The following is a 12909-nucleotide window of genomic DNA, read 5'->3' as shown; positions in this document are numbered from 1 at the left end:
GGTTTGCAACTGTGGATAGAGCCTCAGGACAAGCCTTCGATCTGCGCCTGTTCATCCAGATAAATATGCTCGGCTGCCGGAACGCGCGGCAGGCCGGGCATGGTCATGATGTCTCCGCAAATGGCCACCACAAATCCGGCGCCCGCTGCCAGGCGAACCTCGCGCACATGCACGATGTGGTTTTCCGGCGCGCCAAGCAGTCTTGGGTCGGTGGAAAACGAGTAAGGTGTCTTGGCAAGGCAAACCGGCAGATGTCCGAAACCCTGTTCTTCAAAAGCTTCAAGCTGATTGAGAACCTGCGGTTCTGCCGTAACCGCCCGGCCTCTGTAGATGCGCTTGACCACCGTTTCGATTTTTTCCAGCAGCGGCAATTCATCGGAATAAAGAGGGGCAAAATCTGCCGTACCGGAATCAGCCAGAGCAGCCACTTTTTCTGCCAGTTCCAGAATGCCCGCGGAGCCCTCTGCCCAGTGCCGGCACAAAACAGCCTCCACCCCCAGCCGCGCAACGTATGTTTTCAGCGCTTCCAGCTCGGCTGCCGTATCAGTTCCAAAATGGTTGATGGCAACAATCACCGGCACGCCAAAAGAGCGCACATTCTCGATATGCCGGCCCAGATTGGCCGCCCCTTTGCGCACCGCCTCGACATTTTCGCTGCCAAGGTCAGACCGCGCGACGCCGCCATTCATTTTAATGGCGCGCACCGTGGCCACAATCACCGCCGCATCTGGCCGCAGCCCTGCCTTGCGGCATTTGATATCGAAGAATTTTTCCGCGCCAAGGTCGGCGCCAAAACCCGCTTCCGCCACAACATAATCTGCCAGGCGCAGCGCCGTGCGCGTTGCAACAACCGAATTGCAGCCATGGGCAATATTGGCGAAGGGCCCGCCATGCACAAAGGCCGGGTTGTTTTCCAGCGTCTGCACAAGGTTGGGCAGCATGGCATCTTTCAACAACACTGCCATGGCGTCGCTGGCCTTCAGATCGCCGGCGGTCACCGCTGTTTTGTCTGGCCGGTAGCCAACGACTATGCGAGCCAGCCGCGCCTCCAGATCCAGCATATCCGTGGCAAGGCACACAATGGCCATGATTTCCGATGCCACGGTAATGTCAAAACCGGTTTCACGCGGAATGCCGTTGGCAGGGCCACCCAGCGATACGACAATATCGCGCAGGGCGCGGTCATTCATGTCGCACACGCGCCGCCAGACAATGCGCCGCGAATCCAGCCCCAACGCGTTGCCCCAGTGAATGTGGTTGTCCACCATGGCAGCCAGCAGGTTGTGGGCAGAGGTGATGGCGTGAAAATCACCCGTGAAATGCAGGTTGATGTCTTCCATCGGAACAACCTGCGCGCGTCCGCCGCCAGCCGCACCACCCTTTTGCCCAAAACACGGCCCCAATGATGGCTCCCGCAGGCAGATGATGGCGCGTTTGCCAATCGCGTTCAACCCGTCACCCAGCCCCACTGTCGTTGTGGTTTTGCCCTCTCCGGCAGGGGTGGGGCTGATGGCCGTCACCAGAACAAGCTTGCCATCGCGCTTGCCGGCAAGGCTGGAAACAAAGCTCTGGTCAATCTTGGCTTTGTCCCGGCCATACGGAATGACAGCAGGCTCCGGTATGTCCAGCCGGGCAGCTATTTCCTGAATGGGTTTTTTGACAGCTGCGCGGGAAAGCTCGATATCGGTCGGGAAAACGCTCAAAGGGTCTACTCTGCGATGACATGAAGATATGGCGACGCGGCATAGAATACCGAATTCGGGCAAACCGCAATCGGCTGGATTTTTCAGTCCAGCAATGTAGGCTGCAAGGCACGATGTTGCAGAACCAGCCAATCGGGAAGGCAGGCAGTTCAGTTGGAGTTTATCACCGGCAACAAAATACCCATCGGCAAATGGGGCGAAGCCGCTTTTGAATGGCTGATCGGCCATTTTCTGCCGTTTTTCGACACTTTAAGCGCCACACTTGCGGCAATCATCGGTGCCATAACCTATGCACTGGAAAGACCTCCGGCCCTTGCTGTGATTGCAGTATTTACCCTGTTTGCGTTTTTGATGCGCCGAAACATCGCAACTCCGCTGTTCACGGCGCTTGGATTGTTGCTGATTGTCAATCTCGGCTACTGGCGGGAAACCACGCAAACATTGGCGCTGGTGCTTTCTGCCACGGCGGTGTGCATGCTGGTGGGTGTGCCGCTGGGCATTCTGGCAGCGCGCCGGCAGTGGATTTACAATGTCATGCGCCCGGTGCTGGATCTGATGCAGACCATCCCGACCTTTGTCTATCTGATACCGGCACTCATTCTGTTCGGGCTGGGCAGTGTGCCCGGTCTGGTTGCCACGGTGATCTTCGCGTTGCCGGCGCCCATACGGCTGACGCGGCTGGGCATTGTTTCCACTCCAAACCAATTGCTGGAAGCGGGTGACGCGTTTGGCGCAACAGCATTTCAGCGGTTGATCTCCATCGAAATTCCCAATGCCCTGCCCCAGATCATGGCGGGCCTGACGCAAACCATCATGCTGTCGCTTTCCATGGTGGTCATTGCCGCTCTGGTTGGCGCACCCGGACTTGGCGTTCCGGTTTTGCGGGCATTGAACACAGTTGATATCGCCCGTGGACTGGAAGCTGGCCTGGCCATTGTCATACTGGCCATCATCCTTGACCGGTTTTTCCGCATTGCTGGAGACGACAGCCGATGACGCCCATCGTCTCTTTTCAAAATGTCAGCATATTGTTTGGCAACAGCAATGGCGCCGGGCTGGACATGCTTGACCGCAACTGTACGCGGGACGAAATCCGGCAGGCCACGGGCGCAACGCTGGGCGTTGCAAATGCATCTCTGGATGTGAATGCCGGCGAAATTGTTGTGCTGATGGGGCTTTCCGGCTCAGGCAAATCCACCCTCATCCGTGCGGTGAATGCCCTTGCCCCGATTTCTCGCGGTCGGGTGCTTGTGAACACCGGCCGTGGCGAAATTGATGTTCATGCGGCCAGCTCCAAGCGGCTGCGGGAGCTGCGGCGGCACGAGGTTGCCATGGTGTTTCAGCAATTTGCCCTGCTTCCATGGCGCAGCGTGGTGGAAAATGTGGCGCTTGGCCTGCAATTTTCCGGGATTGACCGGGCGGAACGTCGGCGCAAAGCCATGGAAAAGCTGGAAATCGTCGGCTTGCAGGATTGGGCCGACAGCCGGGTCAACCAGCTTTCCGGTGGCATGCAGCAGCGCGTCGGGCTGGCTCGCGCCTTTGCCACTGATGCGCCGATTCTGCTGATGGATGAACCGTTTTCGGCGCTGGACCCGCTCATCCGCACCAAGCTGCAGGACGAGCTTCTGGAAAGTCAGAGGAAGTTTCAGAAAACAATTATCTTCGTCAGCCATGATCTGGATGAAGCGTTCAAGCTGGGCAATCGAATTGCCATTATGCAGGGCGGGCGCATTGTACAGGTGGGCAGCGCCAGCGAAATCGTGCGCCAGCCCGCCGGTGATTATGTGGCCGAGTTTGTGGCCCATGTGAACCCGATGAATGTGCTGACAGCGCAGGATGTCATGGCACCTCTGGCAGATGCTGGCACCAACACCACGCTGGCTTCAATGGCGCATCCGGAAACGCCATTGCGCCGTATCATGGAAATTTTGCGCGCCCATTCGGGAGAGGTGATCATTGCCGAAAAAGGCCGCGTGGTCGGCCGCGTTGGCCCGCGTGAGGTGGTGGCCGCGCTGACCCGGCCGGCACCGGAAAAAGCCTGACCGACTACCCCAGCCTGCGCCGGCAGGTGATGAACGAACCCCGGCTTTCCGCCCGTGCCACGGCATTTGCCAAGGGCTCCGCAGCCACCGCCATATGGTGCACATTGGCATGCAGCAATGTTTCCGCATTCAGCATGATGCCGACATGGCCTTTCCAGAACACCAGATCGCCCCGGCACAAGGTTTGCGCATCACTCAGCAGGGAGCCGGCCTCTTTCTCCTGCATGTCCGCATCTCGCGGCAGCCTGTAGCCTGCCATGGCGGTTGAAAGCTGCACCAACCCGGAACAGTCGAGCCCAAGCGCAGATTTACCGCCCCAGAGATAGGGCGCACCCATCAGCGATTGTGCAACACTTGCATAGTCGGCGGCATGGTCAACCAGTGGTTGGCCATGTTGCTGCACAACCCAGCCCAGATGCTCTATCAGAAAATAACGGGCGTTCTTATCTTCCGCTTCATCTGCCACGGCAAACTGCGCCCCCATGGGCAAAGCGGTTACCGGCGGCTGTTTGATGTCAGCCACCGGAAAAACCAGCGTGCGCGGCGCATGGATTTCATGCGTCATGGCGCAGGTGCCAAAATTGATATGCTGCGCCTCCATCCAGCCGACATAGCCATCCCGAAGCAGTTGCACCCAGCACCAGCCATCTGGCCGCTGTTCAAACACGCTGACACGTTCACCCAGAAGCGCCTCGGTTTCCAGAGAAGCATTGGCTTCCGGGTCTCGACGCAGCGGCGCAAGTGGGGCGACAAGCTGTGCCGCCTGCGCTTCAACAAAATCTGCAGCGGTCACCTGCCCGCGCAACGCTGCATCGGCAAGGTCGGGGCGAAAAGCGTTGCGCCGCTTATCCAGCATGGCCGTATCGCCTTGTGATCACCGCGTGCAATGCGCGAATGCACTGGGCTTCGCCACCAATACCGCCATAGGGTACGGTTTTGGCCCGCCAGCCGAAAACGTCAAAATGCACCCAGCTTTTTGCCCGTTCAACAAAGCTCTCCAGAAACAAAGCTGCCGTAATGGAACCTGCAAAACCATCCGGAGTCACATTGTTCATGTCAGCAATTCGCGAGGATAGGTTTGCCGCATATGGCTTCCACAGAGGCATCCGCCACAGCGGATCCGCCAGGTCATGCGCGGCGGCGGCCAGTTCTCCGGCCAGTTGATCATCACTGGTGTACATGGGCGGCAGGTCCGGCCCCAGGGCCACACGCGCTGCGCCGGTCAATGTTGCCATATCCACCAGAAGTTCCGGGCTTTCCTCATCAGCCACGGCAAGCGCATCCGCCAGGATCAAGCGCCCTTCCGCATCCGTATTGCCGATTTCCACCGTTTTGCCCGCGCGGCTGGTCAAAACATCGCCGGGGCGAAAGGCATTGCTGGCAATGGAGTTTTCCACCGCTGGAACCAGCACCCGCAAGCGGATGGCGCTGTTCTGCTCCATCAGAATTTTTGCAAGGCCCAGCACGTTGGCCGCGCCTCCCATGTCCTTTTTCATCAACAGCATGCCGGATGCGGGTTTGATATCCAGACCACCGGTGTCAAATGCCACGCCCTTGCCCACCAGGGTTACCCTCGGCGCATCTTCCGGGCCAAAGGTCAGGTCAATCAACCTTGGCGCTTGCGGCCCGGCGCGGCCAACCGCGTGGATCATCGGAAAGTTCTGCTCCAGCAGCGCGTCTCCGGCAATCACTGAAACAGTGCCACCCGATGTGGCGGCCATATTTCGCACCGCCTGTTCAATCGCCTCTGGCCCCATGTCATTGGCTGGGGTGTTGATCAAATCGCGCGTCAGGCTGATGCCACCAAAAAGCAGCTTGGCCTGCCCGCTTGCTCCCTCCACCTCCAGCACTGGCCGTTCGGCAGGTTTGGCCTTGCTGCGGTAACGGTCAAAGCGATAGCCGCCCATGAGAAAGCCCAGTTCTGCAAGGTCAGCATCCAGAGCACCCGGCGCCAACTGCCATTGCCCTGCAGGCAGATGCTCCACCAGTGCGCCGGTCTGCAAGGAACTGGCGGGTGCGCTGTCCGCACGGCCGCCAAGGCCCAGAACCGCCTCGCTCACCTTGCCTGACGCATCGGGCACCAATAACACGCTGCCGCTTGCAGCCTTGAAGCCCGTAGCCTGCGCCCATCGCCTTGCCTGTTCCGGCAAGTTGGCAACCTCGTCTGAATGGATAGCATAAACGCGACGCACAGCTTTAACTTCAGACATCAAACAGGCCTTTGCTCCGTAGAAATGACAGTGCGATAGTGCATTTTTTTGGCACAGAAAATCCAGAGGCTTCGCACAATTGCTCTTAGCGCTACCCGGAGCGGTTCTTTCACGTCATACGCTCTTGCACTATATGCCGAAAAAAGAAGGAAACAGGCATGACGCGGGCAATTCTGATTGTGCTGGACTCATTCGGCATTGGCGGCGCGGCGGATGCGGCGGCCTATGGTGATGTGGGGGCGGACACATTCGGGCATATTGCAGCGGCAGCCAATGCCGGAAAAGCTGACACACCTGGGTTGCGTAGCGGCCCGCTGCACCTGCCCAACATGGCGGCTCTGGGTCTGTATGCCGCCGCAGGTCTGGAGCATGCGGCCTGGCCAACGGGGCTTTATGGTCGCGCAGCAGAAATCTCCAGTGGCAAGGACACCCCATCCGGCCACTGGGAGCTGGCGGGCGTGCCGGTTCTGTTCGACTGGGGCTATTTTCCCGATACGCAACCGGCATTCCCGGAAGAGTTGATAGGCAGTATACTGAGTGAAGCGGGAATTGTCGGCTCGTTGGGCAACTGCCATGCGTCCGGCACCGAAATTATCCACCAGTTGGGGGCGCAAAGTCTGGCCACTGGTTGGCCGATTTTTTATACCTCCGCCGACAGCGTCATGCAGATTGCCGCTCACGAAGAGGCATTCGGCCTGCAACGGCTTTATGCGCTGTGCAAGATTGCCCGCCGCCATGTGGATCCACTCAATATTGGCCGGGTCATTGCGCGTCCGTTTGCGGGAACCGATGTCGAGAATTTCAAACGTACGGCCAATCGACGGGATTTTGCCATTCCACCGCCCGAACCGACCCTGATGGACAGCGTGATATCAGCGGGTGGACAGGTGCACGCTGTGGGCAAAATTGCTGACATCTTCGCCCATCAGGGAATCAGCCAAAGCTATAAGGCGGATGGCAATATGGCGCTGTTCGACAAGATGCTGAGCGTTATGGACCTGGCGAAGGCTGGCGATCTGATTTTCGTCAATCTGGTGGATTTTGACACGCTGTATGGGCATCGTCGTGATGTGGCGGGCTATGCCGCGGCACTGGAAGCCTTTGACAAGCGCCTGCCGGAGCTGAGTGGCAGATTGCGATCTGGAGATCTGGCAATCATCACCGCCGATCATGGCTGCGACCCGACGTGGTCTGGCAGCGAGCATACAAGGGAAAATGTGCCGGTGCTTGCATTTGGCCCAGACATCACAGCCGGACCCATTGGTCAGCGGCAAACATTTTCAGATGTTGGTGCCAGCATTGCCCGGCATCTGGGATTGCCAGCCTTGCGCCATGGCAACAGCTTTTTAAAAACGCAAAACGGAGCAGCTTGATGACGAACGTAAAGGTGGTTGATCATCCACTGGTGCAACACAAGCTGACAATGATGCGCAGGCAAGATACGTCGACAGCAGGCTTTCGCCGACTGCTCCGCGAAATTTCCACTTTGCTTTGCTATGAGGTGACGCGCGATCTGGAACTGACCAGTGTTCGCATTCAAACCCCGCTTTGCGAGATGGATTCACCGGTTCTGGAGGGTAAAAAACTGGTCTTTGCCTCCATTCTAAGGGCGGGCAACGGCCTGTTGGAAGGTATGCTCGATCTGGTGCCTTCGGCCCGTGTTGCCCATATTGGCCTTTACCGAAATCATGACACGCTGGAAGCCGTGCAATATTATTTCAAAGCGCCGGAAGATCTGGAAAACCGGCTGGTGATTGTGGTGGATCCGATGCTGGCAACCGCCAATTCCGCGATTTCGGCCATCAACCAGTTAAAGGCGCATGGCGCACAGAACATTCGGTTTTTATGTCTGCTTGCCGCGCCGGAAGGAATTGAGCGTTTTCACTCCGTGCATCCGGAAATCGACATTTACACTGCCACGGTTGACGAGCGCCTGAATGAACTGGGCTACATTCTGCCGGGACTGGGTGATGCGGGTGACCGCATGTATGGAACCAGATAACGGTCAGTATTGATCAACAATGACGGGATTTGACACAACGCTTGCCGGATCGCCGAAGCGGTAGGCAGCCTTTATCCCTGCTGCCGCGGCATCAAACGCGCTTTGCGTGCGAGCATGCACAATGGCCAGTGGGGTGTCAGCCTCAAGCCGGGCGCCGATGCCCTGCAACTTCGTCAGGCCAACCGCATGATCCACGGCATCCTGCGGCCGGGTTCGTCCGCCACCAAGGCCCACAACAGCCAGCCCAAGCGCGCGCGCATCAATGGCGGCTACGGTTCCGCCCTGCCCGGCCAGCACCGGACGTATAACCGGCGCAGCCGGCATATGCTCATCCATGCGCTCAACAAAATCGGCAGGCCCGCCCAGTGCGAACACCATGCGGGAAAACACATCCAATGCTGCGCCGCTGTCCAGAACCGACTGCGCTTTCTGCAGAGCTGCTGAAACATCCGACGCAATGCCGGATAACACCAGCATTTGAGCCGCCAGCGCCAACGTTACCTCGTGCAAGCGCGGGTCGCGCTGTTCACCGGTTAAAAACATCACGGCATTGCGCACTTCCACGCCATTGCCTGCCGCTGTCGCCAAAGGCTCATTCATATCCGTCAGCAAAGCGGAGGTTTTGACGCCGGCAGCCTGCGCCACGGATACCAGCCCACGCGCCAGTGTATGCGCATCGTCCGGTTTCACCATGAAGGCGCCGGAACCGATCTTCACATCCAGCACCAGAGCGGGAAGGCCTGCAGCCAGTTTCTTGGACAGGATGGACGCAGTGATCAGCGGAATGGATTCCACCGTCGCCGTAACGTCGCGCGTGGCATAGAACCGACCATCTGCCGGTGCGATATCGCCGGACTGGCCAACGATTGCACAACCGACCGAAGCCACCGCATCCCGAAAAACCTTGGGTTCCGGGCGCACATTGTAGCCGGGAATGGCTTCCAGCTTGTCGAGCGTGCCGCCAGTATGGCCAAGGCCGCGCCCGGCAATCATTGGCACGGCGGCGCCACATGCCGCAACAATCGGCGCAAGCATCAGCGAAACATTGTCGCCAACCCCGCCGGTGGAATGCTTGTCAACAACAGGCCGGTCCAGATGCGACCATTCCAGCACCCGGCCGGAATCACGCATCGCCTCGGTCAGCGCTACGGTTTCATCGCGGTTCAGCCCCTGAAAAAACACTGCCATGGCAAAGGCGGCTATTTGAGCGTCGGTGACCTGCTCGTTGCCGAAACCTTGCACGAGGGCTTTGATGTCGGCGCTATCCAGAGCCTCGCCGTCCCGTTTGGCACGTATGATTTCCTGCGGCAGAATTGGCATGATCGGTCCAGTTTTCAGGTCAGGCTATCGGCTGCAAAACCTTTTGGAAACAGCTCTTCCATCAAGACCGTTTCAACGACGCCCTCATCAAAGTCGCACAAGAAGACTCTGGTTTCCGGCAGGGCGAATTCGGCAATACGCTGGCGGCATCCGCCACAGGGCGTACAGGCACGCAACTTTTCCGCAACGATGGCAATTTCAGCAATCTGGCCACCGCCATCCATGATCATTTGAGCGATGGCCGAGGTTTCGGCGCACCAGCCTTCGGGAAAGCTGACAATTTCCACATTGCAGCCGCTGAAGAGCCTGCCATTGGTTGTGCGCAACGCCGCACCAACCGGAAACCGGGAATACGGCGCATGGGCCTTGCGGGTGGCTGCGCGGGCAAGGGCAAATAAATCGTGGGACATAGCGACCTGAATATCGAGAGCCAGCCGCCGAACATGATGGCGTTGAGATGAGACTATGCTTCAACACGCATATTTGGAAGTTTGAGAGAGCGTTTGTTTTGTTTCAAATGCGGTTATAGAGGGGCAAATTGCTCAAAAGATATTGCGATGACGGATACACAACGAAAGACCAGCTCCCCTCGACCGCAGCGCAGTGAATATGCTCATTTTGTTCCGGTTCCCACACGGTGGGCGGACAATGATTCGTTCGGGCATCTGAACAATGCGGTCTATTATTCATTGTTTGACACTGCGGTTACACGGTTTTTAATCGAAACTGACCTGGCGGTTGATGGCAGGGAGCGCATGTTCTTTGTGGTGGAAACGGGCTGCCGCTACCTTGCCGAGGCAGCGTACCCGGATCATCTGACTGTGGGCTTGCGCATAGGCCATCTGGGCACATCATCCATACGGTACGAAATCGGCGTTTTCCGCAATGATGAAGATCTGGCGGTGGCGACTGGACTTTTTGTTCACGTGAACATTGACCCGCAGACCCGGCGTCCTGTGGCGCTGGATGAACGGTCACGTGATATTTTGGCAAGGATTTTGCGATGAGCGACACGGACAGACTGGCCGAACTGGAAATCATGCTGGCGCATCAGGCAAACACAATCGACGAGTTGTCGACGGAGTTGGCGCGGGCGTTTACGCAGTTGGACCGTCAGCAGAAGACGTTGAAAGAACTGGCGGAACGTTTTCTGGCGCTTGAGGAAACGGCAACGCCACGGGCCGAGGTCACACGCCCGCCGCACTATTGAAGCCTGCCGGCCGAAACTAGCGGCGCGCTGTCAGGCCAAAAAGCAGCAGGGCCGGAACGGCAATGGTTATGGAAGCGGGCCAGAGGGCAACGACGCTCCAAAGCCATTCTGCCATATCACCGGCGGCGGAGCCGAGCTCTGGCATGGACCATGGAATATAGGGAGCGGCAAGGGTTGCGGCCTGCTCCATGGAAAGCGGCCTCCATGCGGAGGCGGCGATGGAGCGGGCGGTGTCACCGATGGCCAGAACGGTTGCAGCGGCCAGGGTGAAGAAAGCGATGAGACGCACGAGAAATCGAATCATAATGCGCTGGCCATTGGGGTTTCGGGGGTGTTTGGTCGCATCATGGGTGATGATGTAGCAGGGGCTATATTTCCGGAAGGTTTATTTTCCAATGGTTTGGAAGTTTATTTCCGGCGCATTGAAAAGAAAATCCGGCAGCGGTGTTTTGTGGGTTGAATGCAGAGGGGTTCTGGCTATATTCCGCGCCGAACGATCCAATTTGGTTTTCAAGATTTTTCTGAGAACAATGACTTCCCGGCTTTGCGGCGGGAAGAGTGGATTGCGACGGAGGGGTGGCCGAGTGGTTGAAGGCGCACGCCTGGAAAGTGTGTATACGGGGAACCGTATCGGGGGTTCGAATCCCCCTCCCTCCGCCATAGATAGCTTGTCCATTCCGAAGACATAGGTAACAGATTGTACCTAAGACATGGGTGACAACCTCGTGCCGAACGGGTTGTCGATGGTTTGCAGTGTTCTCTGTTCGAGGTCGATATATCCCAGATCATAGTGCATGAAGCTGACAAGCCAAATGCCGTCTTCGACCTCTTTTATGCCGAGCCTCTGACCGGTCATGACAATCGAGATGTTGATCTTCTTGCGACACATGCAGATCCGCCCGCAATTGGTGACGAGCACATCTCTGTCGTGGAACGGGTAATCCAGTTCCGGCAGGCCCTGATAGGTGCGCACTGAGGCAGTGTAGATCTCTTGCGGAGTTTTCATGCCAAGCGCTTCATGCGGCCGTTCGGTATTGAATTCGTTGATAAAAGCATCAAAAAGGGCCTGCTGTTGCAGCATGTTCATCCCGGCCGGGCGAGTGGCTTCTTTCTTCAGTGTCAGATGCATGCGCTCATGGCGAGCGTTCTGTTGCGGATGGCCTGGCTTGATACGTTCGATGGCAATGCCGAGCCTCAGCCACCAGACCGAAAGCTTCGACAGATTGTAGAGGCCGTTGGGGCTGGCGAACGGGACACCATTGTCGCTGCGGATCGCTTGCGGCAGGCCGCGTTCGGCAAACAGTCGGCGAAAGGCATCAATGACGGGAAACTCTTTGTTCGATTCGAAGGCCTCGCAAGCCAGTAGATAGCGCGACGCCTGGTCTGTGACCGTCAAGGGGTAACAGTATCGACCATTGCCCAGCTTGAACTCACCTTTAAAGTCGACACACCACAGATCGTTTGGAGCTGTGGCATTGGACAGTGCCGTGCCTTCGGCCTTGCCACGATGGCGTTTGCGGGCATGGGCGACCAGCCCATAACGATCAAGAATGGCATGAACAGTGCTCGTCGAGGGAATGCGCACATCACCCGCAAGCCTGCGGACCAGCAGTTCGCGTATCTTGCGCGCACCCCAATGCGGCTTGTCCTTCTTCGACGACACGATCAACGCCTCGACTTGCGCTGGTAGCTGATTGGCATAACGGACCGGCCGACGCGATCGGTCCGTCAGCGCTTCAAAGCCATCATTCTTGTAGCGATTGAATATTTTGTAGCCAGTCTTGCGCGAGATGCAGAAATCCCGGCAGACATCGCTCATCCCTTCGCCCTCCAAAAGACGGGCGATAAAGCGTAGACGTTCCTCCATGACCGAAGTCTCTCTCCACGGCATCAACACCTCCCGCAAAAGCGAAAAGTGTTACCCATGTCTCCGGTACGAAATGTCACCTATCTCTCAGGTCGGACACTGCTCCACTGTAACTCGCCTCCCGTTTAGGCATGACACCGGGGCGATGTCGGAGAGCTTTATAAAGTCTTGCAGCAAAAATTTTAGACCGCATCACGTGATCTGTGATCTTTGTGTGGAACCGCCTGCTTAGATGGGACGGTAACAAAGCACATCCGCCCAAGAAGCTCTAAAACCGAAACGCTGCGTCGAAGACGGGACCCTGCATGACAACATCAAATTCAAGGCCTTGATGCTTATGGTCAGGCCAAGCGCCCGGCACCTTGGTGTAATCGAGAAACGCTCGCCGCATGCCACCATCATTTAGATGCTTACAACTCGAAGCGCGAGCACGTCAGGGACGGGCTATTGTAACCCATATAGTTCAAACGGCTGCAGGAAATGTAACACAAAAATTTCTGTGAAACTTGGAGCTATTATTAGTGATGCACTTCCGCAAAATGCGCTAATGAACGA

The 12909-nt window shown here is 57.5% G+C and carries 13 protein-coding genes and 1 tRNA gene; 7 read left to right on the top strand and 7 right to left on the bottom strand.

The window, feature by feature from the left end; translation table 11 throughout:
- Positions 1–23: 23 nt before the first annotated feature.
- Positions 24–1703, bottom strand: coding sequence for a formate--tetrahydrofolate ligase (locus FPY71_RS02650; RefSeq protein WP_149297371.1), 1680 nt, complete (start codon positions 1701–1703; stop codon positions 24–26).
- A gap of 153 nt (positions 1704–1856) precedes the next feature.
- On the opposite strand from FPY71_RS02650, the gene choW reads away from it, so the two are divergent.
- Both choW and choV read left to right on the top strand, forming a co-directional pair.
- On the top strand, positions 1857–2699 hold the full coding sequence (choW, locus tag FPY71_RS02645) for a choline ABC transporter permease subunit (protein WP_149297369.1): 843 nt from the start codon (positions 1857–1859) through the stop codon (positions 2697–2699).
- On the top strand, positions 2696–3745 hold the full coding sequence (choV, locus tag FPY71_RS02640) for a choline ABC transporter ATP-binding protein (protein ID WP_149297366.1): 1050 nt from the start codon (positions 2696–2698) through the stop codon (positions 3743–3745). Before choW ends, choV begins: the two co-directional genes overlap by 4 nt.
- Before the next feature lie 4 nt (positions 3746–3749).
- Here choV and FPY71_RS02635 read toward each other — a convergent pair whose 3' ends face one another.
- Together FPY71_RS02635 and FPY71_RS02630 are read right to left on the bottom strand one after the other, a co-directional pair.
- Complete coding sequence (locus FPY71_RS02635; RefSeq protein ID WP_149297364.1) at positions 3750–4601, bottom strand: C40 family peptidase; 852 nt, start codon at positions 4599–4601, stop codon at positions 3750–3752.
- The gene (locus tag FPY71_RS02630) at positions 4591–5955 is read right to left on the bottom strand and encodes a leucyl aminopeptidase family protein (protein ID WP_149297362.1); all 1365 of its coding nucleotides are present in this window, start codon (positions 5953–5955) and stop codon (positions 4591–4593) included. The genes FPY71_RS02635 and FPY71_RS02630 overlap by 11 nt, the downstream gene beginning before the upstream one ends.
- Before the next feature lie 158 nt (positions 5956–6113).
- On the opposite strand from FPY71_RS02630, the gene FPY71_RS02625 reads away from it, so the two are divergent.
- Both FPY71_RS02625 and upp read left to right on the top strand, forming a co-directional pair.
- The gene (locus tag FPY71_RS02625) at positions 6114–7328 is read left to right on the top strand and encodes a phosphopentomutase (RefSeq protein ID WP_149297360.1); all 1215 of its coding nucleotides are present in this window, start codon (positions 6114–6116) and stop codon (positions 7326–7328) included.
- On the top strand, positions 7328–7957 hold the full coding sequence (gene upp, locus FPY71_RS02620; protein ID WP_149297357.1) for a uracil phosphoribosyltransferase: 630 nt from the start codon (positions 7328–7330) through the stop codon (positions 7955–7957). Before FPY71_RS02625 ends, upp begins: the two co-directional genes overlap by 1 nt.
- Before the next feature lie 3 nt (positions 7958–7960).
- On the opposite strand, the gene deoA is transcribed toward upp, so the two are convergent.
- Positions 7961–9277: a thymidine phosphorylase gene (gene deoA, locus FPY71_RS02615; RefSeq protein WP_149297355.1), complete on the bottom strand. Its 1317-nt coding sequence runs from the start codon at positions 9275–9277 to the stop codon at positions 7961–7963.
- Positions 9278–9291: 14 nt separating this feature from the next.
- Positions 9292–9687, bottom strand: a complete 396-nt coding sequence (locus FPY71_RS02610) for a cytidine deaminase (RefSeq protein ID WP_149297353.1) — start codon at positions 9685–9687, stop codon at positions 9292–9294.
- A 147-nt stretch (positions 9688–9834) separates the two neighbouring features.
- On the opposite strand from FPY71_RS02610, the gene FPY71_RS02605 reads away from it, so the two are divergent.
- Together FPY71_RS02605 and FPY71_RS02600 are read left to right on the top strand one after the other, a co-directional pair.
- The gene (locus FPY71_RS02605; RefSeq protein ID WP_149297351.1) at positions 9835–10284 is read left to right on the top strand and encodes an acyl-CoA thioesterase; all 450 of its coding nucleotides are present in this window, start codon (positions 9835–9837) and stop codon (positions 10282–10284) included.
- Complete coding sequence (locus tag FPY71_RS02600; RefSeq protein ID WP_149297349.1) at positions 10281–10487, top strand: SlyX family protein; 207 nt, start codon at positions 10281–10283, stop codon at positions 10485–10487. Before FPY71_RS02605 ends, FPY71_RS02600 begins: the two co-directional genes overlap by 4 nt.
- Positions 10488–10503: 16 nt before the next feature.
- Here FPY71_RS02600 and FPY71_RS02595 read toward each other — a convergent pair whose 3' ends face one another.
- A complete protein-coding gene (locus FPY71_RS02595) occupies positions 10504–10791 on the bottom strand; it encodes a hypothetical protein (RefSeq protein ID WP_149297346.1) in 288 nt (95 codons plus the stop codon).
- A gap of 266 nt (positions 10792–11057) precedes the next feature.
- On the opposite strand from FPY71_RS02595, the gene FPY71_RS02590 reads away from it, so the two are divergent.
- Positions 11058–11147, top strand: a tRNA-Ser gene (locus FPY71_RS02590).
- Positions 11148–11190: 43 nt separating this feature from the next.
- Here the strand turns inward: FPY71_RS02590 and FPY71_RS02585 are convergent.
- The gene (locus FPY71_RS02585; protein WP_149298611.1) at positions 11191–12378 is read right to left on the bottom strand and encodes an integrase core domain-containing protein; all 1188 of its coding nucleotides are present in this window, start codon (positions 12376–12378) and stop codon (positions 11191–11193) included.
- Between the last annotated feature and the right edge of the window lie 531 nt (positions 12379–12909).

The organism is Aureimonas fodinaquatilis, from assembly GCF_008369445.1.
GTDB lineage: Bacteria > Pseudomonadota > Alphaproteobacteria > Rhizobiales > Rhizobiaceae > Aureimonas > Aureimonas fodinaquatilis.
This window is presented reverse-complemented; position numbering and strand designations above follow the sequence as displayed.